Raw genomic sequence first — 24398 nt, forward strand, 5'->3', positions numbered from 1 at the left:
TCAACAGGCACTCTGCTACCACCAACAGGCCTGCCCTGGCCTGAGGCCACTGTGGCGGTTCGGTGGGCCGCGAACGGGTTGGGTGTGGTTGACGGCGATTCGATCAAGAGTTGGTGGTACTTGCAGACGCCACTCGCCACCAACGAGTCCAGAGGCTCCGGACAAGACTTCTGGCCAGGTGCTCAGAGACCCCGCCGGGTCAGCACTTCACCCAGTAGTTCGGTGAGGTCTGGCGGATGCTGCTGGTGGTGTAGGTGTTCCACAAGCCGAGCAGCTGGCCGGAGCCCACCGCGTACGTCTGTCCATAGAGGACGTATGCGCGACCGGCGGTGGTGTGCGCGTAGTTGCTCGCGGTCACGCACTCCGGCACCGGCGCAGTCGTGGTAGTCGTGGGAGGCGCACCGCCACCGGACAGCGCCTTCACCATGTTCACCACGGCGACCATCTGCGGCCCGCTCTTGAGCGCGTACTGCGCGGACTGGTAGCCCCACCAGTCCCAGCAGCCGCGCGGGTTCCCGGCCATCGTCGTGGCCTGCGGGTAGAGCACGATCATGTTGTTCGTGTCGGCGTACTCGTTGAGATGACCCTTGTCCATCAACGCGTTCCCGACCAGGCCGTAGTACTGGTAGCAGCCGTGCAACGTCACCATCAGCTTGCACGGCCCGGTTTCGCACGCCCTTGGCACGTAAGCGAAACCCTCCCGTCCCATGCTGACCGGCGCCGGGTTGCCGCCGGGGACGTACCTGCCCTGGTCGAACTGGATCAGCTTGCCGGACAACGTGGACGCGGGCGCGTTCACCTGACCGAACAGGTGCCCGAGCATCTCCCTGACCGGATCGGCCGTCCCGCAGTTGTTGACGTACGGCGAAGTCGTGGAGCCGCAGCTGTTCGGGCCGATCGGGCTGACCCAGGCGTGCCCGGCCGCGGTGGTGTTGTTGTAGACGACCCCGGCACCGAAGTCGCGGTAGTAGGTGGCGAGGTCGTCGTTCACCGCCCGGTCGACGGTCTGGTCGGCCGTGCCGTGGAACAGCCACACCGGATCACCGGAGAGGTTCTGCGGTGGGTCGACGGTGCCGGCCGTCGCACGGGTCCTGGTGAGCTGTTCCAGCTCGGCGGGCGTCTTGCGGGGCTGGAAGGTGTCCATGCACGCGAACTGGGCGGTGTTCACGCTGTTCTGCGCGCAGTCGTAGGCGCCGGCCGAGAAGATGCCCGCGCCCTGGAAGACGCTCGAGTACGCGACGTGGAGCTGGTTGGCCAGGAACCCGCCGGACGACAGGCCGCTCACGTAGGTGCCGGTGATGTCGTACCCGCCGAGGGTGCCGGGTTGCGGCGCCGGGACCGCCGCGGTCGACATCGACATCGACGCCACGGCCAGACCCGTCGCCGCCACCAACCCCAGGAACGCGTTCCTCGATCGCATGTCCCGCCTCCGTCATTGCAGGCAAAAACCGTGCGCTGATGCTAAAAGCGTCCGAACTCGGTGCACCACGTGTGCGGTCGACACCTCGTGTCGACCGCGAATGTGGCGATCAGCTGTTCTCGCTGGCCAGAACTCGTTTGGCGCGAAAAGCACGTTGGGGCCGCTAGATGGCCCGAACGTGCTTTTCGCGCCATGAGCACCTCGCGACGGTGATCGTGGCCGCCAGGAACACGATCTGCATCAACGTCCGCGGCACCAGCTGGTCGTCCCACGGCACCGGGCCGTTCAGGGCCTTGTGGACGTTCGCCGGGAACATCGCGACGAGCATCGCCGTGAGCCCGAGCGCGGCCCAGCCCGCGGTGCGCGACCACAGCAACCCCGCGGCGCCCGCCAGTTCCAGCACGCCGGTCACGGTGACCAGCAGGCCCGGCGCGGGCAGGAACGGCGGCACCATCGCGATCAGCTCCTCGCGCAGACCGATGAAGTGCGCGCCCCCTGTCAGCACGAACATGACCGCGAGCCCGCCGCGCAACGCGACAGGCAGCGACCTGAGCTGCCGGACGCCGAGCACCCCGACGAGCAGCAGCACCGACGTGACGACGACCAAAGCGATGAACGGAGCCATTCCCCACCCTCCAAACTTGTCAGTGACAAGATTGCGCGTTGGCGCGCCATCTTGTCAACGGTAAGATTGAGATCGTGCCTCCGTACCACCACGGCGACCTGCGCCGAGCCCTGCTGTCGTCCGCCGTCGACATGATCACCGAGCACGGACCGGCCGGGGTCAGCCTCCGCGAACTGGCCCGCCGCGCCGGCGTCTCCAACGCGGGTCCGATGCACCACTTCAAGGACAAGGCAGGACTGCTCACCGCTCTCGCCGCCGAAGGGTTCGAGCTCCTGGCCGAAACCCTGACGGCGACCCGCGAGCGCACGGACTCGTTCGTCGAACTGGGTGTGGCCTACGTGCGGTTCGCGGTGGAGAAGCGGGCACACTTCGAGGTGATGTTCCGGCCGGACCTGCACCACCCGGACGACCCCGCCCTGACCGAGGCACGCGAACGGGCGGGCGCCGCGCTCGCCGGCGGGGTCGAGGACGTCGGGGGCCGGCGCACCGGCCCGGACCGGCGGATCGCGGGCGTGGCGGCGTGGTCTCTCGTGCACGGGTTCGCGACGCTGTGGAACACGCGCAACCTCGACCCCGAACTGGGCGACGACCCCGAGGAACTCGCACGGCGGGTCGCGGCGATGTTGTTCGAGCCACGAGGCTGATCGGCCCACATTCCGGTGTGCACGGAATGAGTGAATTCCGTGCGCGCAGAAATACTTCATGATCCAGTTTCCACGAATGGTGTTCTTTTTGCGACGAATGGTCGGCAGCGTTCAGCGGGACCGATCAGCTTCGCCGTATTTCCGCCGAACGACATCGTGTCCCACCAGGTGCTCACTACGGTGAGTTCGTGGGCAGTAGCAGGGTGAGCGGCTCGGTGCAGGGCACCGTGGTCCAGGCGCACTCCATTACCGGTGACGTCCATCTTCACGGTGGCACCGGGCACAGAGTCACGCCCCGGCAACTACCCGCCGTCGCCTCGCACCTCTTCACCGGCAGGCAACAGGAACTGCTGGCGCTCACCGCCGCACTGCACGGATCGCGAATAGCCGTGATCCGCGGAGTCGGCGGCGTCGGCAAAACGTGGCTGGCGCTGCAATGGGCGCACCGCAACGCCGAGCAGTTCCCCGACGGACAGCTCTTCGTCAACCTCCGCGGCTTCTCGCCCGACGGCAGACCCTCGGCCCCGGACGTCGTGCTGCGGGGGTTCCTCAAAGCACTCCAGGTCTCGTCGTCCGCCATGCCGGACGACCTCGACGCGCAGGCGGGCCTGTACCGCAGCCTCGTGGCGGAACGGCGGATGCTCGTGGTCCTCGACAACGCGGCGGACGTCACCCAGGTCAAGCCGCTGCTGCCGGGAGGGTCGAAGTGCACGGTCGTCGTGACGACCCGTCGCGATCTCGGCGGGCTCGTCACCGCCCACGGCGCCCGGTCCGTGCCGCTCGACGTGTTCGACGAGGTGTCCGCGTTGCAGCTGCTGGCCCGCCGTCTCGGGCCCGCCCGCCTCATGGCCGAGCCCAGGGCGACGAAAGGGTTGCTGCGGTGCAGTGCGGGACTTCCGCTCGCGCTCGGCATCGTGGCCGCCCGCGCGTCCACCCACCCGCGCTTCCCGCTCGGCCTGCTGGCCGACGAACTGTGCGACACCACGACCCGGCTGGACGGCCTGGACGCCGGTGACACCGACTCCAGCCTGCGCGCCGTGCTCTCGTGGTCCCACGCGGGGCTTTCCGCCGACGCGGCACACCTGTTCGGACTGCTCGGCGCGGTGCCGGGGCCGGACATCGCGCTGACGTCCGCGTTCAACCTGGACACCCGTCCCGCGTCAGCGACCCGGATGCTGTTGCGCGAGTTGGAGGCAGCGCACCTGGTGCAGCAGCACGTGCCGGGGCGCTACCGGATGCACGACCTCGTCCGCCTCTACGCCGGGGAGCAGAGCACGGCGCTCGACCTGAGACCAGCGCTCACCCGGCTGTTCGAGCACTACGTCAACACCGCCGCGTGCGCGGTGCACGTCCACTACCCGCACGGCAGGCACAGCAGCCCGCTCGGCGACACCCGGCCGCTGCCGGGCATCTCCGACCCGGACGCCGCCACGGCGTGGATCGAGGCGGAACGGCTGAACCTGGTGGCGACGGCCAGGTTCGCCGCCGAGGTCGGGTGCCCGATCCTGCCGAACCGGCTGTCGGTCACCCTGTGGGCCTACCTGCTCAACCACTCCCACCACCACGACGCACTCGCCCTGCACACCTATGCCCTGCGAGCCAGCTGGCGGGCGGGCGACCGCGCGGGCGAGTGCCGGGCGTTCATCAACCTCGGGACCGTGTACGAGAGGTTGCGGCGCTACGCGGAAGCCGGTGACCACCTCGCGGAAGGGCTCACGCTGAGCCGCGAGATCGGCGACCGCACCGAGGAGTGCCGTGCGTTGAGCAACCTCGGCATCGTGTGCTGGCTGACCGGCGACTACGCGGGTGCCGTCGAGAACCTCGAAGCGGCACTCGCACTGAGCAGGGAGCTCGACGACCCCGACCTCGAGTCGTACGCGCTGTGCAAGCTGGGGTTCGTGTACCGCTCGCTCGACCGCCTCGACGACGCGGTGAGCCACCTGCGGGCTTCGCTGACCATGACGCGACACCTCGGTGACCGGGTCGACGAAGCGTTCGCGTTGTGCGACCTCGGCGCCTGCTACGTGCTGATGGACCGGCCCGACGACGCACTTCCGTTGCTGCGGCGGGCTTTGGAGCTGAGCCGCGAGATCGGCGAGCGCGCCGCGGAGGCGCTGACGCTCACGTTCCTCGGCGCCCTGCACCGCCGCACCGGCCGCTACCGGGACGCGGTGGACGCGTTGAACACGGCCGCGGGCGTGAGCCGCCGGCTCGGCGACAGGTGCCTGGAAGCCAAGGCCTTCAACGAACTCGGCGAGGTCTACACGGAGATGGGCGATCCGGTACGGGCGATCGGCTGCCACTGCTTCGCGATCGTGCACGCCATGTCGATCGGCGACGCCTACGAACTGGGCCGGGCGCACGACCGGCTCGCACGGGAACACCAGCGCTGCGGTGCGATCAAGGACGCCGTCCACCACCGCGCCGAGGCCGCCAGGGCGTTCGCGTCGATGACCCTGCCCCTCGATTCCGCCAGAACCCCGGACGCCTCGTGATCATCTCCGTAGGATCACCCGTCGTCGAAGGGGGCACGGGTGTACGACGGGTTCATCTCCTACAGCCACTCGGCTGACCGGCCGCTCGCCAGGTCGCTCCAGCGCAGCCTGCACCGGATCGGCCGCCCCTGGTACCGGCCGAGGGCGCTGCGGGTGTTCCGCGACGACGTGAGCCTCGCCGCGAGCCCTGACCTGTGGTCGTCGATCCAGGACGCGTTGCTGGCGTCGCGCACCTTCACCCTCATGGCGTGCCCGGAGTCGGCCGCGTCGCCGTGGGTCGCCCGCGAGGTTGCCCTGTGGCGGGAGGAGAAGTCCAGGGACACGTTCCTGATCGTGCTGACCGGCGGCGAGCTGTTCTGGGACGACGAGGCGGGCGACTTCGACTGGGCCCGCACCACCGCGCTCCCCCGGTGCCTGGAGGGCTGGTTCACCGCCGAGCCGCTGTGGGTCGACCTCCGCGAGCGGGAACGCCGCAGCGGCAAGGAGTTCCGCAGCGCGGCCGCCACGCTGGCCGCCGCGATCCACGGGGTCGCCAAGGACGAACTGATCAGCGAGGACCTCCGCCAGCAGCGCCGGCTCGTCTCCGTGCTGGCGAGCCTGCTGACGCTGACGCTCGTGGCGGGCGGTGTCGCGGTGTGGCAGCAACGGGTGGCCGCCGCGCAACGCGACCGCGCGACCGAGCAGGCCAGGATCGCGCTGTCCAGAGCGATGTCCGGCGAGGCGCAGCGGCTGATGTCCTCCGACCCGCAGCTGGCGGTCCGGCTCGCGCTGTCGTCGTGGAGCGCCAGCGGGTCCGTGCAGGCGAAGGCCGCGTTGATGAGCACGCTCGACCAGGCGAAGCACGTGGTGTCGATCGTCTCTCCCGGCACCGACACGGTGAGCCGCAACCGGCCCGCAAACGTGGCCACGCGCGCCAGTGTCGCCATGAGCGCCGACGGGACGGTCGCCGCCCACGCCTACTCCGACGGGAAGATCTCCTTGTGGGACAACAAATCCCGTCGGTCCGTCACCTTCGCGCCGCCGGACTGGACGTCCGCGCTCGCCCTCAACGGCGACGGCAGTCTGCTCGCGGGGACCGACGGTTCGAAGGTGAAGGTCTGGAACACGAGAGACGGCTCGCTCACGCACGACATCCCGTTCTCGGGTGACCTGAACCGCCTGGCGATGTCCTCGAACGGCCGGTGGCTCGCGATCTCCGGCGGCGGCGCCGGTGGATCCACCCCGAAGTTCGGCGTGTGGAACCTGGAAACCGGCCGGCCGGTGGCCGAGGTCCAGGACGACAACGCCCCCGGTGGTCCGCTGGAGTTCCGCGGGGATCGCCTCTACACCGTCGACGGTCGCTCACCGCAGGCGAAGGTCGTGACGTTCGAACCGGAGAGCGGCACCTGGACGGCGTTCGGCGCGGGCCGGGTCTGGCCGCACGGCCTGGCGGTCAGCGAGTCGACGCTGGCGCTGCTCAACGGTTCCGCGCTCGAACTGTGGGACCTGGGCACGCGGGCCAGGACGCGCACGACGGAGGTGGGCGAAGACGCTTGCTGTGTCAGTGTTTCCGCCGACGGGCGGCGCATCGCCGTGGGCACCGAACAGGGTGCTGTGCTCCTGTACGACCAGACGCTCGCGCAGACCACCCAGCTCTTCCAGCACCCCGTTCGCGTTCAGGACCTGCGGATGAGCGATGACGGCGCACTTGTCACCTCGATCTCCGAGAACGGCACGGTTGTGGTGACCTCACCGGACCGGGACGGCAGGATGCGCGCCGAGGTGCAGGGACCGCCCGGCGTCAGCGGAGTGGCGGTGAGCGCGGCAGGGACCGCGGCGGTCTCCAGCTCGGGCGAGGTCGTGCTGCGCGAGCTGTCCACTCTGGCCGAGAAGTCGAAGTTCTCCGCGCCGGGCGGCACCGTGCGTCTCAGTCCCGACGGGCAACGGCTTTCCGTTGGCAGGCCGGGCTCCCACACCACGTGGGACACCACCACCGGCGCACAGGTCGGCTCGATCGTCACCGACGAGATCGGCTTCCTCAGCGACAGCAGGCATCTCGTCACGGCTCGCCCCGACGGAACACCCGTGGCCGAGGACGCCGGGAAGCGCGGGACGGCCCCGGTCGGCGGCTCCCCGCACGACCAGCAGATCGCGACGAACCTCCGCGGCGACACCGTCGCGGTCGTGACGAAGGCGATCCAGGCCCACGAAGGCGGTGGCGGCACCGACATGACGCTCTGGCGGTGGAGCGGCGGCGAGCTGGAGAAGATCCGCCAGATCCACTTCGCCGCCCTCGTCGGAGGTTTCGCGGTGAGCGACGACGGCGAGCAGGTGGCCGCGACGGACATCGACGGCCGCGTGCTGCTCGACGACGGACGGTCAGAAGGTGCGATGGTGTTCGGCCGGGGTGTGGACAACGCCCGGGCGTCGGTGGCCTTCGCGCCCGGCCTGGTCGCCCAGCAGCATCCCGAGACCGGCGAGCTCGTGCTGTGGAACAGCGCGGACGGTGGCGAGGTCGGCACCTGGCGGCACCTGGGCGCGGCGGGGAAGGTGACCAGGCTCGTCGCGACCGGTGACGGAGGGCTGTTGAGCGCAAAGGAGAACGGCCTGCTCACCTTGTGGGAAGGAAATCCGGACGCGTGGATGCGCACGCTGTGCACGACGGTCACCGGCGGTCTGTCCACTGAGGAACAAAAACGCTACCTCGGCGACATCGACGTGCGATGGCCGTGCTGACTTCTGTCTACTGAGGACTCCACGCCGCCAGCCGTTTCTTCAGCCGCTTCAACGCCTCGGAGATCTCCTTCGCGGCCGCCAGAGGCGTCAGCGCGCACACGGCGAGATCGATGTGCTCGATCACGGCCGCCCGAGCACGCAGGCTCGACTGGGCGAACGCCCGGAAGTACTCCTCCGCGACGGCGTCCTCGTTCTTCACCAGCTCACCGGAGACCAGCGCCTCGGCGAGCTTCGCGTCGGCCGGGGTGACGCGGGACCAGAAGTCGGGACGGCGCTCCGCCCGCGCGGCGGCGACGGAGCCCGCGATCAACTTCCGCGCGTCCTCCTCGGCGAACGGCTGGGTGTCGTCGCGCTGGTGGGCGAGCCAGCCGAGCACGACCGCGTTGAGCGCCGGGTAGAAGTAGATCGAACCGTACCGCTCGCGGTGGAGGTCGACGGCGCGCTGGTAGTTGTCACGCGCCTCGGCGAGCGCGTCGGTCAGCTTTCCCGGGTCGCACGCCACGCACAACGCACGTCTGCGCTCGACGCTCGCCTTCAGGGAGTAGCGCTCCGGCGTCTCGCCCAGCTGCAGGAGGAGATCAGCCGACCTGGCGGCGCGGTCGAGCAGTTCGGTCGCCTCGGGCCCGGGATCGTCCGGATGCTGGATGCGCTCGACCGCCCACTTCGCCCTGACGTTCAACAGTTGCTCGAAAGACCTGACCGCGCCGGACGCGTCCCAGTCGTTCTGGGCCTTCTCGTAGTACTCGACGGCTTCCTTGTACCGGGCGAGCAGGGCCCAGACGTCGCCGACGGCCGAGAGCTCGTGTCCTCGCAGCCATTCCTTCGGGGTCGACTCCAGCAACGCCTCCAGCTCCTTGGCCAGCGCCGTGGCCACGACGTCCGGCGCGTCCTCCGCGCGCCGCTTCAGCGCCGCGAGCTCGTCGGCCAGTTCGCGGGGAGCCACGAGCTCCTCCCGTTGCGCGGTCCCGCCCACCGCCGGATCCAGCCGGAACGCGGGCGGACCGTAGACCTGGTACGCACCCCACGTGTTCGTCGACCGGTGGTGTTCCCAGACCGCCTTGCGGGCGTTGAGGCTCGCGATGCCGAGCTCGCCGCCGTCCAGCAGCTCGTCGTAGATCGTCGTGGCGAACCGGTGTGCCGCCTTGTCCTCGACGGCCCAGCCCGCCGCGATCACGGAGCGCACCCCGTTCTCGATGAGCTGCCGCGAAATGCTCGACGCCAGCCTGTCCGCGCGGGGTGTGCCCTGGTCCGGCAGCTGCATCGCGCCGAGGTGGCAGCAGTTGAGGAAGACGACGTCCGGCGTGGTGCGCATCTTGGCGATCTCCAGCGCGCCGAGGTAGACGTCCTTCCCGATGATCACACCGCTGCGCGACGGGTCCTTGGCGTCGAAGTGGCCGTGTCCCGCGATGTGCACGATCCGGTACTCGTGCCGGAACAACGCGTTCAGGATCGGCACGACGTCATCGTCGTCATCCACCCCGGCGATGATCGAGGTGACCTCGTAACCCTTGGTGCGCAGCAGGTTCGCGACCTTCTTGGCCTCGTCCCGCGCGGCGGGCAGCGGCGGCATCCCGGTGCCCGCGGGATCACCGATGACCAGCGCGGCGTGCCCCGACGACGGACGGATCGTCGTCTCGGCGAACGTGCGCGTCTCCAGCCGCCGGATGACCCCGACCTCGACGGCGAGCGGCTGCACGTCCAGGTCGTGCGACCGGCTGGCGAGCATCTCCAGCGGCAGCGCGCCGGCTTCCTCGTCGATGACCAGCAACAGGTTCTCGCTGCCGTAGCCCTGTCCCTTGAGCGAGTTGGGCACGAGCAGCTCGTACAACGTGTTGTAGAGCTGCTCGTCCGGCTGGTGGTCCGCGATGGCCTCCGCGACGAGCGCGTCCAAAAGCTTGCGCTGGGCGGTGTTCACCCGTTGCTCGGCGCGGGCGGACCGGCCGATGCTCGTGAACGAGAGCGCCCCGAGCCGTTGCGCGTCGCCACCGCTGTCCTCGGCGACGATCCGGACGGTGCGCCAGATGCCCTCGCGGTAGGCCGACGGCGCACCGGGCTTGCCGTCGAACCCGGTGAGCATGCGGCGTTCGACGACGACCTCACCGCCCTTGACGTCGAGGGTCTGCGCCAGCCGCACGGCCGCTTTCGTCGCCTGGATCGCGCGCTCCTCGTACATCTCGACGATCCTCAGCTCGTCGATGACGACCCGTGAACGCAGGTCGTCCAGCCTGCGGTTCGCCTGGCGGACACCGGACACGATCGACGTCAGCGAGTTCTCGACCGGCATCGGCGGCACGAGCGCCGTGCCCACCAGCACCGCGGAGATCGACAGCGGCGCGGGTGACTCCCCTTCCGCCGTCCGGTCCTCCTGGATCGCGGCGAGCCTCAGCACCGCCTGGGTGACGCCCGCGGTCAACGCACCGGGCGTGAGGTCACCGGCGTCGCCGAGCCCGATCACCATCGCGGCCGGTCCACCGGAGGACTCGAACACCTCGCACGTCCCGAGCCTGCCGGGGTACTGGCGGAACGCCGCGCGCCGCTCGAGTGCTCCCTTCAGGTGGGCGTCGAGGGCCTTCTCCGCTCCGCTGATCGGCGTGCCGTCCTGGTGGCCGACGAGCACCGCGCCCTCCTCCCAGCGCAGATCCCCGTGCACGACACCGACCTTGAGCACCCGCCGCCGCGTTGCCGAACGTCCACCGCCCCACGCCAGCCGGACGAGCTCGTCGGCGGTCGGCAGCACGAGAAGACCACGTGGATCGGTGAGCGGGCCCGAGGCTCCCGGCTTGGCCGTCGGGGCCGTGAGCAGCTTGCTCGGCCGGCGTCCGGCGAGGAGGTCGAGAACCGCGGACACGGTGTCCGGATCCGACGGCAGGTCCGCGTGCGGCACGAGCGCGTACCACCTCGCGGGTCCGTCCAGGCGATCGCTCGGACATGGTGCGAACCCGTCGCCGTTCGGGGAGACGTCGTACCCACCATCCTTGTTGGCACCGCACACCGTCTGCTCGGCGCTGCCGTACACCGCTGTGATTCCCGTCCAGCTGGGAGGGATCAGGCGCTTTCGCCGTTCCGCACCCTCTTCCGGCAGCAAATCCTCGAGGATCGGCCAGTCCTTGAGCCATTCGGCGACCCGGGTGGCGTCCGCGGTGTGGTCCAGCAGGGCCAGCGCCGCGGTGAACTCGTCCTTGCCCTCCAGCCGCGCCCTGACGAGCCAGCTGCCCTCCAGCGGCGGTCCGAGCAGCACGGCCCTGCCACCGGCCCTGTTCCACTCGGACCGCAGGGGCTCCGACGACAGCGCGGCGAGCAGCACCAGGCAGCCGGCGCCGTGCGCCACCACGTGCGGAGTACCGTCGAGCAGCTTGTCCGCGAGGTCGGCCGCCAGCTCGTCGAGCTCGCGGCGCCAGTCGAACTGGCACGGCGTGACGTGGTGCTGACCGGCCAAAGCCGAGCTCAGCAGCGAGTAGCCGTCGACGAGCCGGCCGGGTTTCGCCTCGCCGTCCGTGAGAACTTCTTCCGGGCCGTGGCCGACCAGTTCCGTCAGGTTCGGCCAGACGAGCTGGTTCTCGCGCATCAGCGTCGAGCCGAACAGGTCGGGCACGAGCAGGACCTGCCCGGTGACCTCGGTGGTCCCGCCGCGCTTGACCGGCCACTGCGGTGGCGGCGGGGTCTCGAAGCCCTGGGCGCCGTTGCCCGCGAGCCAGTTCTCCAGCGCCTGCCTGCTGTCCTCGTTGGCGAAGTAGCCGCCGTGGTTGACCGCCGGCCCCTGGAAGAACGCGCGCTGGGAGGCTTCTCTGCTGACCCCGCCGGACATCGACGAGGTCGGCACCACGAAGTCGTGGTTCTCCCCGTAGAAGAGGTCCGCGCCCTGCACCATCAGCCGGTTCAGCACACCCCGGCCCTGCACGTCACCCGCGATGGACCCGAGCCCGTCGGCCAGCGGTGGCGCCGCGAGCAGCATCCGCAGGAACGGCGACTCGGGCATCTGCGCTTCCAGTCCCGGCATCACCCTGGGATCGGTGCGCTGCTCCAGCATGGTCAGCAGGAACTTCTTGATCAGCGCGGCGATCCCGGTGTCCCGCAGCACGGGCACGAGGTTGAACACGTTGAACAGGAACGAGGCCCAGCGGTCGATGCGTCCGGACGCGAGCGTGGTGCCCATGGCCGGGCAGGCGACGCGCACGAACCGTTCGACCCGGAGCCTGCGTCCGGCGAGGTTGTCGCGCAGATCCCGCAGCGCCTGGTGGTCCGGGTGGTCCGGCACGCCGGCGTAGGCGGCGAACGACGGTTCATGTCGCGCCGCGTAGCTCAGCACCTCGCCGACCAGCCCACCGCGCGAGTGGCTCACGAGGTGCAACGGCGCGTCCGGCAGGTCCTTGGCGGCGTCCAACGCGTTCTGCGCCGGCGTCTTGCCCAGCGTCGCGTGTTCGAACGCCAGCACCCGGCCCTCGTACCGGTCGACGATCCGTTCCCACTCCCGCGTGCCGCGCAGCTTCCCGAACGCCGCCTCGGTGTGCGAGAAGGTGCCGTGCAGGAGGACGAGGTAGGGCTTCTCGCTGTCCGGAACCGGCTTCCGCCCCTCCTTCTCCAGGAGCAGATTCTCGTCCACGGTGTAGACGCCCCGGATCTTGGGCTTGCGCCGCCGCACCGACTCTTCTGCCTCGTCCGCGACCGGCGCGTCGATCCAGTTCGTGATGGTCTCGACGGCCTTCTTCGCCGCCGGCGTCAGCACGAAACCGGACAACCTCCCCGCGATCACCCCGGCACCGCCGAGGACACCCGACCTGGTCAGCACAGGTCCGATCTCGGAGTCGAGGTCGCTCAGCGCCTTCGTGACACCGGGTGGCAGGGTGATCTTCGAACGCCGCACGTTCGCGACCCGTGAACCCCCGTCGCGGCTGCGTTCGCCGAGGAACGGCGTCACGTCGAGCGGCCCCTGCGCCGCACCTCGCGTCGCACCGCGCCGCGCCTGGTCGACGAGCGTGGCGGCCCGGTAGAAGCTGACCACGCCGTCGGTGTCCGCGACCTCGACGACGTCGTCATCGTCACCGGAGAGCAGCACGGGACTGGTGTCGCCGCGGCTCACCCCCGCGACGTCGACCTCGCGCCGCACGACGTAGCCGACATCCCCGCCGTAGAGTTCCGCGAACTCGTCGCGACCCGCCGGCTCCTCCGCCGGCCTCCCTTGGACGGTGAACTCGGCCATGGGCACCCGCTCTCCTGGTGCATACCGCCTGCGGTAGTTCCTCGCTGTGGCGGCCCGACTCGTTACAGCGCGTCGATCATCCATCCACGACCGGACGCTCTCCGTTGTGACCCGGCTCACGGAGCGTCACACGCCGCCCGCGCCCGGCGTCTCGTGCACATGACAACGACCAACAAGGCGGCGTTCAGCCGCTTCCACGACGCCGTCAACAGCGGCGACCTGGACGCCATCTCGAAGGCGATCGACGAGGTCGTCGCTCCTGACCTCGTCTTCCACGCCCCGGTGCCGAACGGCATGACCGGGCCGGAAGCGCTCAAGCAGGTGTGGGTGACGTTGCTGCGCGCGTTCCCCGACATCCAGGTCACCACCGAGGAGGTGGTGGCCGAGGGCGACAAGGTCGTCTACCGCAACACCGTGACCGGCACCCACCTCGGCGAGTACCGGGGCAGGCCGCCGACCGGCAGGTCCGTGAGGTACGACGAGATCTTCATCATCCGCTTCACCGACGGCCTCATCGCCGAGATCTGGGGAGTCGTCGACGTCTTCGGACAACTACAGCAGCTGCAAGGAGAAGCATCATGATCCTCATCACCGGCGGTAACGGCGTCGTGGGCCGGAGCACCGCGAAACTGTTGCTGCAGGACGGCATCGCGGTCACCGCGGTGACCCGGAGCGACGGCGACCTGTTCAGTCCACAGTGGATCGATCCCGTGCTGGAAGGCGTGGAGGCGGTGCAGATCAGCCCGCGTGCCACCGGCCCGGGTCTCGAAGAGCTGCTGGCTCTGGCCGTCAAGCGGGGAGTCCGGCGCGTGGTGCTGTTGTCGGCCACCACCGTCGCACACCCGGCGGGAGAGGCGCGGTTCGCCGCCCAGTTCAGGGCCGCGGAGGAACTCGTCGTGCACTCCGGTCTGGAGTGGACGGTACTGCGCCTCGCCGACTTCGCCGCCAACGCGCTGGCCTGGGTGCCGCAGGTCGAGGTCGGTGACGTGGTGCGCGGGGCGTACGGCGAGGCTGCCACGTCCCCGATCCACGAGACCGACATCGCGGCGGTGGCCGCACAGGCCCTGCGCAGTGACGTGCACGCCGGGGCCGTGCACACGTTGACCGGGCCGGAGTCGTTGGACCAGCACGAGAAGGTGCGGCTCATCGGTGCCGCGATCGGGAGGACGCTGTCGTTCCAGGAGCTTCCGCCCGAGCAGGTGCGGCAGGGCCTCCTCGCGCAGGGACTGCCCGAGGAGGTGCCCGCCCGCCTGCTCGGGTCCCTGGCCGACTACGCCACCCGGCCCGGTCCCACCACCGCCACCGTGGAGGAACTGCTGGGCAGGCCCGCGCTCACCTTCGCCGACTGGGCGCGGGACAACGCGGCCGCGTTCAGCCGGCCGTGATGACCACCTTGCCCAGCGGTTGCTCGTCCTCGTAGTACCGGAAGGCCTCGGCGGCGTCCTCGAACGCGAACTCCCGGTCCACCACCGGACGCAGACCGCCGACCTCGATCGCGCGGTTCATCGCCCGGAACTGGGCCTGGCTGCCGACCGCGATCGGCCGCACGCTCGCACCGGAGCCGAACAGCAGCCTCGGGTCGAGCGGCGGCACCTCACCACCGATGAACCCGACGAGTGCCACCTCCCCGGCCACCGCCACCGCTCGCAACGACTGCGACAGGTCGCCGGCCACGTCGACGACGCGGTCGGCGCCGCGGCCTGCCCTGAAGCGCACTTCGGCGGGCCAGTCCGGCCTGCGGTGCAGAACCTCGTGCGCTCCCAACGCCTTCAGCCGTCGTGCCTTGTCCTCGCTGCTCGTCAGGGCGATCACCTCGGCTCCGAGCAGAACGGCGAACTGCAACGCGAACAACGACACCCCACCGGTTCCGAGCGTCACGACCGTGTCGCCCGCACGCACACCGGACAGCGCGTTCCAGGCCGTCACGGCAGCGCACGGAAGCGTTGCGGCTTCGGCGAAGGACAGGTGCCGCGGCACCGGGACGAGCGCGGACTCCGGCAGCACCACCAGTTCGGCCAGCACCCCGTCCAGCGACCCGCCCAGCTGCGGCAGGTGCTCCGGCCCGAACGGACCGTCCAGCCAGCTCGGGAAGAGCCCGGCGGTGACCCGGTCACCGACCCGGGTCCGGTGCACGCCAGGTCCCACCGCCACCACCTCGCCCGCGCCGTCCGACACCGGGACCAGGTCCGGCTTGACCGGCAACACGTACGTGCCGCGCAGCACGAGCAACTCGCGGAAGCTGAGCGACACCGCCCGCACGGCCACGAGGACCTCACCGGGTCCCGGCACCGGCTCAGGCGCCTCCTGCAGTCTCAACCCGTCGATCCCCGCACCGGGGGTCGCGCGCCAGCTACGCATCAACGGCCTCGCGCGGCGACCTCTTGGTGTACCCCAGGGCTTCCACGATCTGCCCGTCGCGGACCTGCATCAGGTTCACTCCGCGCACGTAGTCGAGCGGGCCCTCGCCGAACCGGTACCGCCACTTGATCGTCGCGCGGTCCCCGGCCACCACGACGTCCTCCTGCTCGAACTGGGTGTCGCGGTTGCCGGCCAGCGCCCGCCAGAACGTCAGGCACTCGTCCCGCCCGACGCACCGCAGGCCCTCGGGAGCCGGCTCGATCGCCTCCATCACGCAGTCCTCGTGGACCAGGTCCTCCAGCAACGTCCAGTCGTGCTCGGCGAACGCGGCGTTGAACTTCTTGATCACTTCACTCACATCGGTCATGCACCGATCTTGTGATCTGCGGTGGGGCAGAACAATTCCCTGCAGGGAATGGACGAACAGGTTAGGAAGGACGACGTGCAGACGATCGAGAACCACCTGGGGAGCGAACTGCGCCGGTGGCGGGACGCGCGCCGGATCAGCCAGCTGGAGCTGGCGTCGAGGGCGGGCACCACGCAGCGGCACCTGAGCTTCGTCGAGACCGGACGCTCGCTGCCCGGCCGCCCGCTCGTGCTGCGCCTCGCCGAGTCGCTGGACCTGTCGCTGCGGGAACGCAACGCGCTGCTGGTCTCGGCCGGGTACGCGCCCGCGTTCAGCGAGACGAACCTCGACGACCCGCGGATGCGGCCGGTGCGGGAGGCGCTGCACCAGGTGCTCGCCGGGCACCTGCCCTACCCGGCACTGGTCGCGGGCCCGCTCGGGCAGATCGTCGCCGCCAACGACGCGATCGGCGTGCTCAGCGAGGGTGTCGCGCCGGAACTGCTGGCGGGACAGAACATCTGGCGGCTGGCCCTGCACCCGGACGGCATGGCCGCCCGCGTGCAGAACCTGGCCGTGTGGGGCAGGCACGTGATCGAGGGCCTGCGCGCCAGGGCGGCTCGTCATCCCGACCCGCGGCTCACCGAGCTGATCACCGAGCTGTCGGGGTACCTGCCGGACGCGCCGCCGCCCGGCAGGGACTACCTGGGTTTCGCGGTCCCGCTGGAGCTGCGCACCTCCGACGGCACCCTGCGGTTGCTCACGACGCTGACGTCCTTCGCCACCGCCGTGGACGTCACCCTCGCCGAACTGCACCTGGAGGCGTGGCTACCCGTCGACGAGGCCACCGCCGACGTGCTGCGTCGGCGTCACGACGGCTCGACTGCCGGGCACCCAGCGGGAATCTCGAGGTCGAGCAGGTAGTTCTCGACACCAGTGCGGGTGCAGGCGCTGCGCGGGTAGGCGACGTGGCCCCAGCCCTCGTAGGTCATCAGGGCGGTGTTGCGCGGCGCCTGCCGGTGGAGGTTGACCGCCCACGCGTACGGGGTGACCGGGTCGTGCCGCGCGCTGAGCACCAGGATCTTCGGTGCGTCCGAGATGTCGAGACGGTGCGGTGGGTTGGCGGGCGGCCCCGGGACGCCGATGCACGCGGTGGCCTCGTCGTGGCCGATGAAGCTGCCGCGCATGATCGGTGACCGGCGCAGCTCCTCGGCACGCAGCCGCGAGTACTCCTGGAAGTTCTTGATGCGCAACGAGAAGTCCTGGCAGACCGTCGCCAGCCGGACCGACTCGTAGTTCGGTTCGAAGTCCAGCGCCGCCTTGGCCCCGGCGCCGAGACTGCCGGCGATGAGGTTCGCGATCCAGCCGAAGTCCGGACCACCCAGCCCCTGGTAGACCATGTCGATCAACCGCTGTTTGCCGGAGGGGTCACTGTCGAGGGCCTTCTCCCAGGCCGCGTACACGTCCTGCCCGTGCAGGGCGCACGAGTCGGTGCGATCGCACCAGCGGGCGAACTCGACGAACGAGTCGTCCACGGCCGCCGCCCTGTCCCCCATGAACCGCCGGGTGTCGACGCTGTGGTCGACAACGCTGTCGAGGACCATCGCGCGGACCCGGTGGCCGAACTTCTCGGCGTACAGCTGGCCGAACACCGTGCCGTACGACAGGCCGAGGTAGCTGATCTTCCGCTCTCCCAGCGCCCTGCGCACCGCGTCCACGTCCTGCGCGACGGTGGCGCTGTCGGCGTGGTCGAAGATCGGCCCGCTGCGCTCGCGACACTTCTGGAGCACGCCCTGGTTGTGGCGCAGCAGCGCGGTGAACCCGGCCTCGTCCGACGGGTAGATCGACGGCTGGTCGTTCATCAGGTCCGCGCACCGGATCGGCAGGCTGTTGCCGGTGCCGCGCGAGTCGATGCCAACGATGTCGAACCGCGCCCGCACCTCGGGGCTGAACAGGCGGGAGAGCGCGAACTGCGCCGCCGAACCCCCAGGACCGCCGGGGTCGACCACGAGCACACCCAGCCGCCGCGCCGGGTCGGTGGCGACGTGGCGTGCCACCGCGAGCTCGATGCGTCCGCCGCCAGGCCTGCTCCAGTCGAGCGGCACGCTCAGCGTCCCGCACTCGCCCTCCGGGTTGTCCTCGCAGGGCGCCCAGGCGATGGACGGCCCCGCGGTCGCCACACCCCCGCTGATCACCAGAACCATCGCCGCGATCGGTAACGCCAGTGCCCGTCTCATCAGGCGCACAGTGCCTCCAGCTGTGGGAGCGTTCTTGCGTTAGCGCTCACAACACTTTCAGAAGCACAATGCGGGGGTGAACGCGCCCAGACGAGGCCGCCCCGCCGGTCCCACCGGACCGGTGATCGGCCGTGCGCTCCAGCTCCTCGACGCGTTCGACGCCGAGCACCGCGAACTGACGCTGAGCGAACTCGCCCGGCGCGCGGACCTGCCGTTGTCGACCGCGCACCGGCTGATGCACGAACTCTGCCTGTGGGGTGCCGTCGAACGAGGCGGCGACGGCCTGTACCGGATCGGCCTGCGGTTGTGGGAGCTCGGCTCGCTCGCGCCGCGCGGACCGGGCCTGCGCGAGACCGCGTTGCCGTTCCTGGAGGACCTCTCCCTGATCACGCGGGAGAACGTGCAGCTGGCCGTCCGGGAGGGCGCGGAGGTCGTCTTCGTCGAACGGATCGCGGGCTCCGGCGCGGTACCGGTGCTCACCCGAGTCGGCGGCCGGTTCGCGCTCACCGCCACCGGTGTAGGCCTGGTGCTGCTCGCGCACGCTCCCGTCGAGGTGCAGGAGGAGGTGCTCGGCAGCCCGATCGAGCGCTACACCGCCGAGACCGTCACCGACCCCGCCCGGTTGCGCCGGATGCTCGCCGACGTCAGGGCGAACGGGTTCTCGATCAGCGACCGCCAGGTGACGATGGACGCCCTGTCGGTCGGCGCGCCGATCCGCGACCGGACCGGGGCGGTGATCGCCGCGGTCTCGTTGGTCGTGCGGCACGGGAGCACGACCGCGCACGCGTTGGCGAGGCTCGTGCGGACCAGCGCGCAGGCGATCTCTCGGGCCCTGTCGGCGTGAGGACACCCAGTCGATCTTGCGCACCCTCTCGGCCTAAGAGCTTCCATTTTCCGGAAACCCCGCTACGACCGACGCAGTGGTTCAGGTCACGCTGAGCCTCCCCACCACGAAGAAGGAGCTCCGATGCCCGGCTTCCCGCGCGACCAGTGGTACGTCGCCGCCTACGGGTCCGAGATCGAGCACGACCTGTTCACCCGCACCATTTGCGGCGAGCCGATCCTGTTCTGGCGCACCCGCGAGGGCACGGTCACCGCGATGCCGGACCGGTGCGTGCACCGGCGTTTCCCGTTGTCGCAGCCGCCTTCGCGGCTCGTCGACGACCAGGTGGTCTGCGGTTACCACGGTTTCACCTACGACGCGGGCGGCAAGTGCGTCGCCGTGCCCGGACAAGCCCGGATTCCGCGCACCGCAAGGCTTCTGCCGTACCCGGTCGTGGAGCAGGACTCGTTCGTGTGGGTCTTCATCGGCGACCCGGCCAACGCCGACGCGTCGCGGATCCCGCGTGCGCCGTGGCTCGTCGCGGACGACTACACGACTGTCTACGGCATGGAACCGTTGAACGCCAGGTACGAGCTGCTCGTCGACAACCTGCTCGACCTGTCGCACGAGACGTACCTGCACGGCGGTTACATCGGCACGCCCGAGGTCGCGGCCACGCCGATCACGACCGAGGTCGACGAGGACGCGGGCATCGTCTACGTCTCGCGGCACATGGACGACGCGGAGTGCCCGCCGTTCTACTCGAAGTCGACCGGTCTGCAGGGCAGGATCGCGCGCTGGCAGGACATCGAGTACACGCCGCCGTGCCTGTACAAGCTGCACAGTCGCATCGCACCGGTCGGGTCCGTGCCCAACCCGGACGGGACCGACCCCGATGCGTTCCACGTCGAGGTCGTCTACGCGATCACGCCGGAGACCGAGAACTCGACGCACGACTTCTGGGCCGTGGCAAGGGACTTCGCGCTCGGCGACGAGGAGGTCTCGGCGTTCCTCGCGGAGAACAACCGCACGGTCGTCATGCAGGACGTCGTGGCGCTGAACGTGCTGGAGAAGGTCATCGCGAACGAACCCGAGGGCTACCAGGAACTGTCGGTCAACATCGACACCGGCGGGCTCGCCGCACGCAGGATGATCAAGAAGCTGGTCGAGAAGTCATGAAGATGCTCACCGGCAACCGGGTGGTGCGCGTCCATTGGGTTCTGGGCACCGACCGGCTCCGCGCGGTGTGCCACTGCGACGCCGAGCGCGAGTTCGAGGACCCGGTGGAGCTGTGGGAGTGGATCCTCGACCACCCGATCGGGCACACGCCATGAAACTCTTGCTGGAGAAGAAGGAGCCGGTCTCCGACGGGGTGGTGCTGCTGACGCTGCGCCACCCGGACGGCGACCCGCTGCCGGCCTGGACACCAGGCGCCCACGTCGACCTGGTGCTCACCGGTGACCTGGTCCGCCAGTACTCGTTGTGCGGCGACCCGGCGGACACGTCGTCCATCAAGGTCGCCGTGCTGCGCGAACCCGAAGGACGCGGTGGCTCGCAGCACGTGCACGACGTTCTCGACGAAGGGCAGCTGGTCGAGATAGCAGGGCCGCGCAACCACTTCGAGCTCGTCGAGGCGAAGCGCTACCTGTTCATCGCGGGCGGCATCGGCATCACCCCGATCCTGCCGATGATCGCGCAGGCGCGGCAGGCGAACCACGAGTGGCGGCTGGTCTACGGCGGCCGGACGCGGTCCTCCATGGCGTTCCGCGACGAGCTGGAGCCCTTCGACCAGGTCGAGATCCACCCGCAGGACGAGCACGGCCTGCTGGATCTCCAGTCACTGCTCGGCGAACCGGAGGAAGGCACCGCGGTGTACTGCTGCGGGCCGGAACCCCTGCTGGCCGCCGTCGAGCAGCACTGCGCGGCGTGGCCGAAGGGTGCACTCCACGTCGAACGGTTCTCGCCGAAACCCGATGCGGACCAAGGGCCTCGGCACGAGTTCGAAGTGGAGCTCGCGGAGACCGGCAAGGTGTTGCGCGTGCCGGCCGACCAGTCCGTGCTCGAGGTCGTCGAACGGGCGGGCGTGTCCGTGCTGTCCTCGTGCCAGGAAGGCACGTGCGGCACCTGCGAGACGATCGTCCTCGGCGGCACGCCCGACCACCGCGACTCCGTCCTCACCGATGAGGAGAAGGAGACCGGTGACGCGATGATGATCTGCGTGTCCCGGTCGCGCTCGCCCCGGCTCGTGCTCGACCTCTGACGAACACTTGACAGTTCAACTAAGCAGAACCATGATTTCTATATCAGGAATCCTGATATTCACGATCCTGATACCGAGGCTCAACGAGGAGCGGAAACCATGCGTGGTCACTAGGAAAGAGCGGCGCGGCACCGGTTGAGCAGGTCGTGCAGCGCAGTTCGCTCGTCCTTGTTGAGCCTGCTCACCATCCGTTCCTCGATCGCCGCGATCTCGGCGGCGTGCTCGTCCAGGAACGCCCTGCCCTTGTCCGTGAGACTGATCAGCAACCTCCTGCCGTGAGCGGGGTCCTGCTCGCGGGTGATCAGCTCACGCCGCTCCAGCGCGGCGACCATGTCGGTCATCGTCTGCGCGGTCACGAACGAGTTCCGCGCCAGTTCCGCTGACGTGAGGCCGTCGCGCCCGGCCAGCACCGTCAGCGCGGTGTACTGCAGGGTCGTCACGCCGGCGGGGCGCAGCACCTCGTCCATGAGTGCGCGCACCGCGAGTTCCACCTGCTTGACCTCGTACATCAGCGACGGTCGCAAGAGCCTCACCTTCCCCATCGATCGTCTCGATCACAGCGAAGCCTGTCACAGGAAGGCAAATCCACATGACCACAGTCGACGACCGTCCGGACACGACGCTGCGGCGCCCCGACGTCTCGCCCGGCAGGCTGTTCATCGGGGGACAGTGGCGGGAGCCCGCGGAAGGTGGCCGGTTCAACGTCGTCGACCCGTCCACGGGGACGGTCGTGACGTCCGTCGCGAGGGCCTCGACGGCGGACGTGAACGACGCGGTGGACGCCGCGCGGGCCGCGTTCGACGGCTGGGCGGCGACGCCGGGCAGGCACCGCGCCCGGATCCTGCACCGCGTCGCCGACGTCGTGCGGGCCAGGGCGGACGAGCTGGTCGCGGTGGAGAGCCTCGACGTCGGCAAGCCGGTCTCGCTGTGCCGCCCGGTCGACGTGGAGACGACCGCCGAGCAGTACGAGTACTACGCGGCGCTGGCGCAGGGCATCGACGGGGCCACCAGGCAGATCCCGATCCCCTCGCACGCCTACACCCGCCGCGAGCCGCTCGGCGTGGTCGCCGCGATCACGCCGTTCAACTTCCCGCTGATCCTGTCGAGCTCGAAGATCGCGCCGGCACTCGCCGCGGGCAACACGGTTGTGCACAAACCCGCAGAGGACACGCCGCTCAGCGCGTTGCTGATGGCCGAGATCCTCGCCGAGGCGGGCGTTCCTGGCGGCGTGGTCAACGTGGTGACCGGGTACGGCTCCGAGATCGGCGAGCACCTGCTGCGCCACCCCGGCGTCGACAAGGTGGCCTTCACCGGGTCGACGGCCGTCGGCAGGCACGCGGCGAGCGTGGCGGGCGGGCAGCTCAAGCCGATGACGATGGAGCTGGGCGGCAACGCGGCGCACATCATCTTCGAGGACGCCGACGTGGAGAAGGCGATCGGCGCGGCCATCAAGGGGTTCGTGTTCAACACGGGCCAGTTCTGCATGGGCGGTCCCAGGTTGCTCGTCGCGGCACCGCTGTACGACGCGGTGGTCGAGGCGCTCGCCGGCGCCGTGCCGCACGTGCCGCTCGGTGACCCGTTCGACCCGGCGACCGTGATCGGCCCGATGGCGGGCGAACGTCATCTGTCCAAAGTAGAACGCCATGTGGCGCAGGCGAAGAAGGACGGCGGCCGGATCGTGGCGGGCGGGCAGCGCGCCGACCGCGACGGGTTCTTCTTCCACCCCACGGTGATCGCGGACCTGCCGGACAGCTCGTCCGTCGTGCAGGAGGAGATCTTCGGCCCGGTGCTGACCGTGCAGCGGTTCGACACCGAGGACGAGGCGATCGCGATGGCCAACGGCACGCCGTACGGCCTCGCCGCGGGGCTGCAGACCGAGAACCTCGCCCGTGCGCACCGCGTGGCCGCGCGGCTGCAGGCGGGCATCGTGTGGGTCAACGACTGGGCGATGCTCGACCCCGCGATCCCGTTCGGCGGGGTCAAGGACTCCGGGTACGGCCGCGAGTACGGCCCCGAGGCGCTCGCCGCCTACACGCGCACCAAGTCCGTCGTCATCTCGCTGGCCTGACCCGAGAAACGGTTGGGATGAACGGCGCATTTGTCGACCTCAGGTGGACAAATGCGCCGTTCATCAAGAGTCACCGCCCCTGACCCGCAGGAGGAAGCCATGTCCACAACAACGACGGCGGCCGTGGTCGAGTCCGCCGGTTCCGGGTTCGCGCTCACCCAGGTCACGCTGGACGACCTGCGCCCCGACGAGGTCCGCGTCCGCGTCACCGCCGCCGGCATCTGCCACACCGACCTCGGCGTCGCGGGCGGCCACCTGCCGTTCCCGCTGCCCGGCGTGCTCGGCCACGAGGGCGCCGGAGTCGTCGAGGAGGTCGGTTCCGCGGTCACCAAGGTCGCCGCGGGCGACCAGGTGCTGCTGAGCTACACCTCCTGCGGCCGCTGCCCGAACTGCCGCGACGGCCACCCCGCCTACTGCGACACCTGGCTGCCGTCGAATCTCATCGGCGGCGAACGAGCCGACGGGACGTCGCCGATCTCCCGCGACGGCGTCCCGCTCGGCGGTCACTTCTTCGGTCAGTCGAGCTTCGCCCACCACGCCGTCGTCGACGAGCGCAGCGTGGTGAAGGCTCCCGCGGACGCACCGCTCGACCTGCTCGCCCCGCTCGGCTGCGGGGTCATGACCGGCGCCGGCGCGGTCTGGCACGTACTCGCCCCGCGACCCGGCGCCACCCTCCTCGTCACCGGAGCGGGCGCGGTCGGCCTCTCCGCGATCATGGCCGCCCAGCTCACCCCCGCGACCCGGATCATCGCGGCCGACCGCGTGGCGTCGCGGCTCGCCCTCGCCACCGAGCTCGGCGCCACGGACACCATCGACACCACTCACGAGGACCTCGGCGAGGCGATCGCGAAGCTCACGTCCGACCGCGGTGTGGACGGCGTCGTGGAGACCACCGGCAACGCGGACGTGCTCGGCGTGGCGATCTCCTCGCTCGCGACGCGCGGCACCGCGGTGATCGTCGGTGCCCCCGCGTTCGGCACCCAGGTGCCGGTCAACGTGAACTTCATGCTGTCCGGCCGCAAGGTCGTCGGCCTCACGATGGGCGACGCCGAGACGCAGTCGCTGATCCCGGTGCTCGTCGACCTCGTCACCGCGGGCAGGATGCCGATCGACCGCCTGATCACCCACTACGAGTTCGGGGAGATCCAGCAGGCCGTCGACGACGCCCTGGCCGGCGTCACCATCAAACCCGTGCTGCGGCTGGGGTGACGCG

The 24398-nt window shown here is 70.0% G+C and carries 19 protein-coding genes; 12 read left to right on the forward strand and 7 right to left on the reverse strand.

Annotation, left to right across the window (positions count from 1 at the left end; all coding sequences use genetic code 11):
• Nucleotides 1–199: 199 nt before the first annotated feature.
• Both ACFOWZ_RS03755 and ACFOWZ_RS03760 read right to left on the reverse strand, forming a co-directional pair.
• Complete coding sequence (locus tag ACFOWZ_RS03755; RefSeq protein WP_382368654.1) at nucleotides 200–1420, reverse strand: extracellular catalytic domain type 2 short-chain-length polyhydroxyalkanoate depolymerase; 1221 nt, start codon at nucleotides 1418–1420, stop codon at nucleotides 200–202.
• Nucleotides 1421–1583: 163 nt separating this feature from the next.
• Nucleotides 1584–2045: a DoxX family protein gene (locus ACFOWZ_RS03760; RefSeq protein ID WP_382368657.1), complete on the reverse strand. Its 462-nt coding sequence runs from the start codon at nucleotides 2043–2045 to the stop codon at nucleotides 1584–1586.
• Between the two features lie 74 nt (nucleotides 2046–2119).
• On the opposite strand from ACFOWZ_RS03760, the gene ACFOWZ_RS03765 reads away from it, so the two are divergent.
• The 3 genes from ACFOWZ_RS03765 (at nucleotide 2120) to ACFOWZ_RS03775 (ending at nucleotide 7899) form a co-directional block, all read left to right on the forward strand.
• On the forward strand, nucleotides 2120–2689 hold the full coding sequence (locus ACFOWZ_RS03765) for a TetR/AcrR family transcriptional regulator (RefSeq protein ID WP_382368660.1): 570 nt from the start codon (nucleotides 2120–2122) through the stop codon (nucleotides 2687–2689).
• 188 nt (nucleotides 2690–2877) lie between these two features.
• Nucleotides 2878–5184, forward strand: a complete 2307-nt coding sequence (locus ACFOWZ_RS03770) for an ATP-binding protein (RefSeq protein WP_382368663.1) — start codon at nucleotides 2878–2880, stop codon at nucleotides 5182–5184.
• Nucleotides 5185–5223: 39 nt separating this feature from the next.
• Nucleotides 5224–7899 (forward strand): toll/interleukin-1 receptor domain-containing protein, encoded by a 2676-nt coding sequence (locus ACFOWZ_RS03775; RefSeq protein WP_382368666.1) that lies wholly within the window; start codon nucleotides 5224–5226, stop codon nucleotides 7897–7899.
• 7 nt (nucleotides 7900–7906) lie between these two features.
• Here ACFOWZ_RS03775 and ACFOWZ_RS03780 read toward each other — a convergent pair whose 3' ends face one another.
• Nucleotides 7907–13096, reverse strand: a complete 5190-nt coding sequence (locus ACFOWZ_RS03780) for a CHAT domain-containing protein (RefSeq protein ID WP_382368669.1) — start codon at nucleotides 13094–13096, stop codon at nucleotides 7907–7909.
• A gap of 159 nt (nucleotides 13097–13255) precedes the next feature.
• Here ACFOWZ_RS03780 and ACFOWZ_RS03785 point away from each other — a divergent pair, with 159 nt between their 5' ends.
• Together ACFOWZ_RS03785 and ACFOWZ_RS03790 are read left to right on the forward strand one after the other, a co-directional pair.
• Complete coding sequence (locus ACFOWZ_RS03785; protein ID WP_382368672.1) at nucleotides 13256–13678, forward strand: ester cyclase; 423 nt, start codon at nucleotides 13256–13258, stop codon at nucleotides 13676–13678.
• Nucleotides 13675–14481 (forward strand): NAD(P)H-binding protein, encoded by an 807-nt coding sequence (locus tag ACFOWZ_RS03790; protein WP_382368675.1) that lies wholly within the window; start codon nucleotides 13675–13677, stop codon nucleotides 14479–14481. The genes ACFOWZ_RS03785 and ACFOWZ_RS03790 overlap by 4 nt, the downstream gene beginning before the upstream one ends.
• Here the strand turns inward: ACFOWZ_RS03790 and ACFOWZ_RS03795 are convergent.
• A complete protein-coding gene (locus tag ACFOWZ_RS03795) occupies nucleotides 14468–15454 on the reverse strand; it encodes a zinc-dependent alcohol dehydrogenase family protein (protein ID WP_382368678.1) in 987 nt (328 codons plus the stop codon). The genes ACFOWZ_RS03790 and ACFOWZ_RS03795 overlap by 14 nt on opposite strands.
• Nucleotides 15447–15821 (reverse strand): nuclear transport factor 2 family protein, encoded by a 375-nt coding sequence (locus ACFOWZ_RS03800; RefSeq protein ID WP_382368681.1) that lies wholly within the window; start codon nucleotides 15819–15821, stop codon nucleotides 15447–15449. The genes ACFOWZ_RS03795 and ACFOWZ_RS03800 overlap by 8 nt, the downstream gene beginning before the upstream one ends.
• A 48-nt stretch (nucleotides 15822–15869) precedes the next feature.
• Here ACFOWZ_RS03800 and ACFOWZ_RS03805 point away from each other — a divergent pair, with 48 nt between their 5' ends.
• Nucleotides 15870–16721 (forward strand): helix-turn-helix domain-containing protein, encoded by an 852-nt coding sequence (locus tag ACFOWZ_RS03805; RefSeq protein ID WP_382368684.1) that lies wholly within the window; start codon nucleotides 15870–15872, stop codon nucleotides 16719–16721.
• Here ACFOWZ_RS03805 and ACFOWZ_RS03810 read toward each other — a convergent pair.
• Complete coding sequence (locus ACFOWZ_RS03810) at nucleotides 16667–18034, reverse strand: alpha/beta hydrolase (RefSeq protein WP_382368687.1); 1368 nt, start codon at nucleotides 18032–18034, stop codon at nucleotides 16667–16669. The genes ACFOWZ_RS03805 and ACFOWZ_RS03810 overlap by 55 nt on opposite strands.
• A 76-nt stretch (nucleotides 18035–18110) precedes the next feature.
• Between ACFOWZ_RS03810 and ACFOWZ_RS03815 the strand changes: the two genes are divergently transcribed.
• From ACFOWZ_RS03815 to ACFOWZ_RS03830, 4 genes are all read left to right on the forward strand, one after another.
• Nucleotides 18111–18878: an IclR family transcriptional regulator gene (locus ACFOWZ_RS03815; protein WP_382368690.1), complete on the forward strand. Its 768-nt coding sequence runs from the start codon at nucleotides 18111–18113 to the stop codon at nucleotides 18876–18878.
• A 123-nt stretch (nucleotides 18879–19001) separates the two neighbouring features.
• Entirely contained in the window at nucleotides 19002–20036 is a 1035-nt protein-coding gene (locus ACFOWZ_RS03820; protein WP_382368694.1) for a Rieske 2Fe-2S domain-containing protein, read from the forward strand.
• Nucleotides 20033–20191 (forward strand): hypothetical protein, encoded by a 159-nt coding sequence (locus tag ACFOWZ_RS03825; protein ID WP_382368697.1) that lies wholly within the window; start codon nucleotides 20033–20035, stop codon nucleotides 20189–20191. Before ACFOWZ_RS03820 ends, ACFOWZ_RS03825 begins: the two co-directional genes overlap by 4 nt.
• A complete protein-coding gene (locus ACFOWZ_RS03830) occupies nucleotides 20188–21117 on the forward strand; it encodes a PDR/VanB family oxidoreductase (RefSeq protein WP_382368700.1) in 930 nt (309 codons plus the stop codon). Before ACFOWZ_RS03825 ends, ACFOWZ_RS03830 begins: the two co-directional genes overlap by 4 nt.
• A 110-nt stretch (nucleotides 21118–21227) precedes the next feature.
• Here ACFOWZ_RS03830 and ACFOWZ_RS03835 read toward each other — a convergent pair whose 3' ends face one another.
• Nucleotides 21228–21641, reverse strand: a complete 414-nt coding sequence (locus ACFOWZ_RS03835; protein WP_382368703.1) for a MarR family winged helix-turn-helix transcriptional regulator — start codon at nucleotides 21639–21641, stop codon at nucleotides 21228–21230.
• 65 nt (nucleotides 21642–21706) lie between these two features.
• Between ACFOWZ_RS03835 and ACFOWZ_RS03840 the strand changes: the two genes are divergently transcribed.
• Together ACFOWZ_RS03840 and ACFOWZ_RS03845 are read left to right on the forward strand one after the other, a co-directional pair.
• On the forward strand, nucleotides 21707–23185 hold the full coding sequence (locus ACFOWZ_RS03840) for an aldehyde dehydrogenase family protein (protein WP_382368706.1): 1479 nt from the start codon (nucleotides 21707–21709) through the stop codon (nucleotides 23183–23185).
• 99 nt (nucleotides 23186–23284) lie between these two features.
• Nucleotides 23285–24394: an NAD(P)-dependent alcohol dehydrogenase gene (locus tag ACFOWZ_RS03845; RefSeq protein ID WP_382368709.1), complete on the forward strand. Its 1110-nt coding sequence runs from the start codon at nucleotides 23285–23287 to the stop codon at nucleotides 24392–24394.
• Nucleotides 24395–24398 lie beyond the last annotated feature (4 nt).

Source organism: Lentzea rhizosphaerae, from assembly GCF_042649515.1.
GTDB classification, from domain to species: Bacteria; Actinomycetota; Actinomycetes; order Mycobacteriales; family Pseudonocardiaceae; genus Lentzea; species Lentzea aerocolonigenes.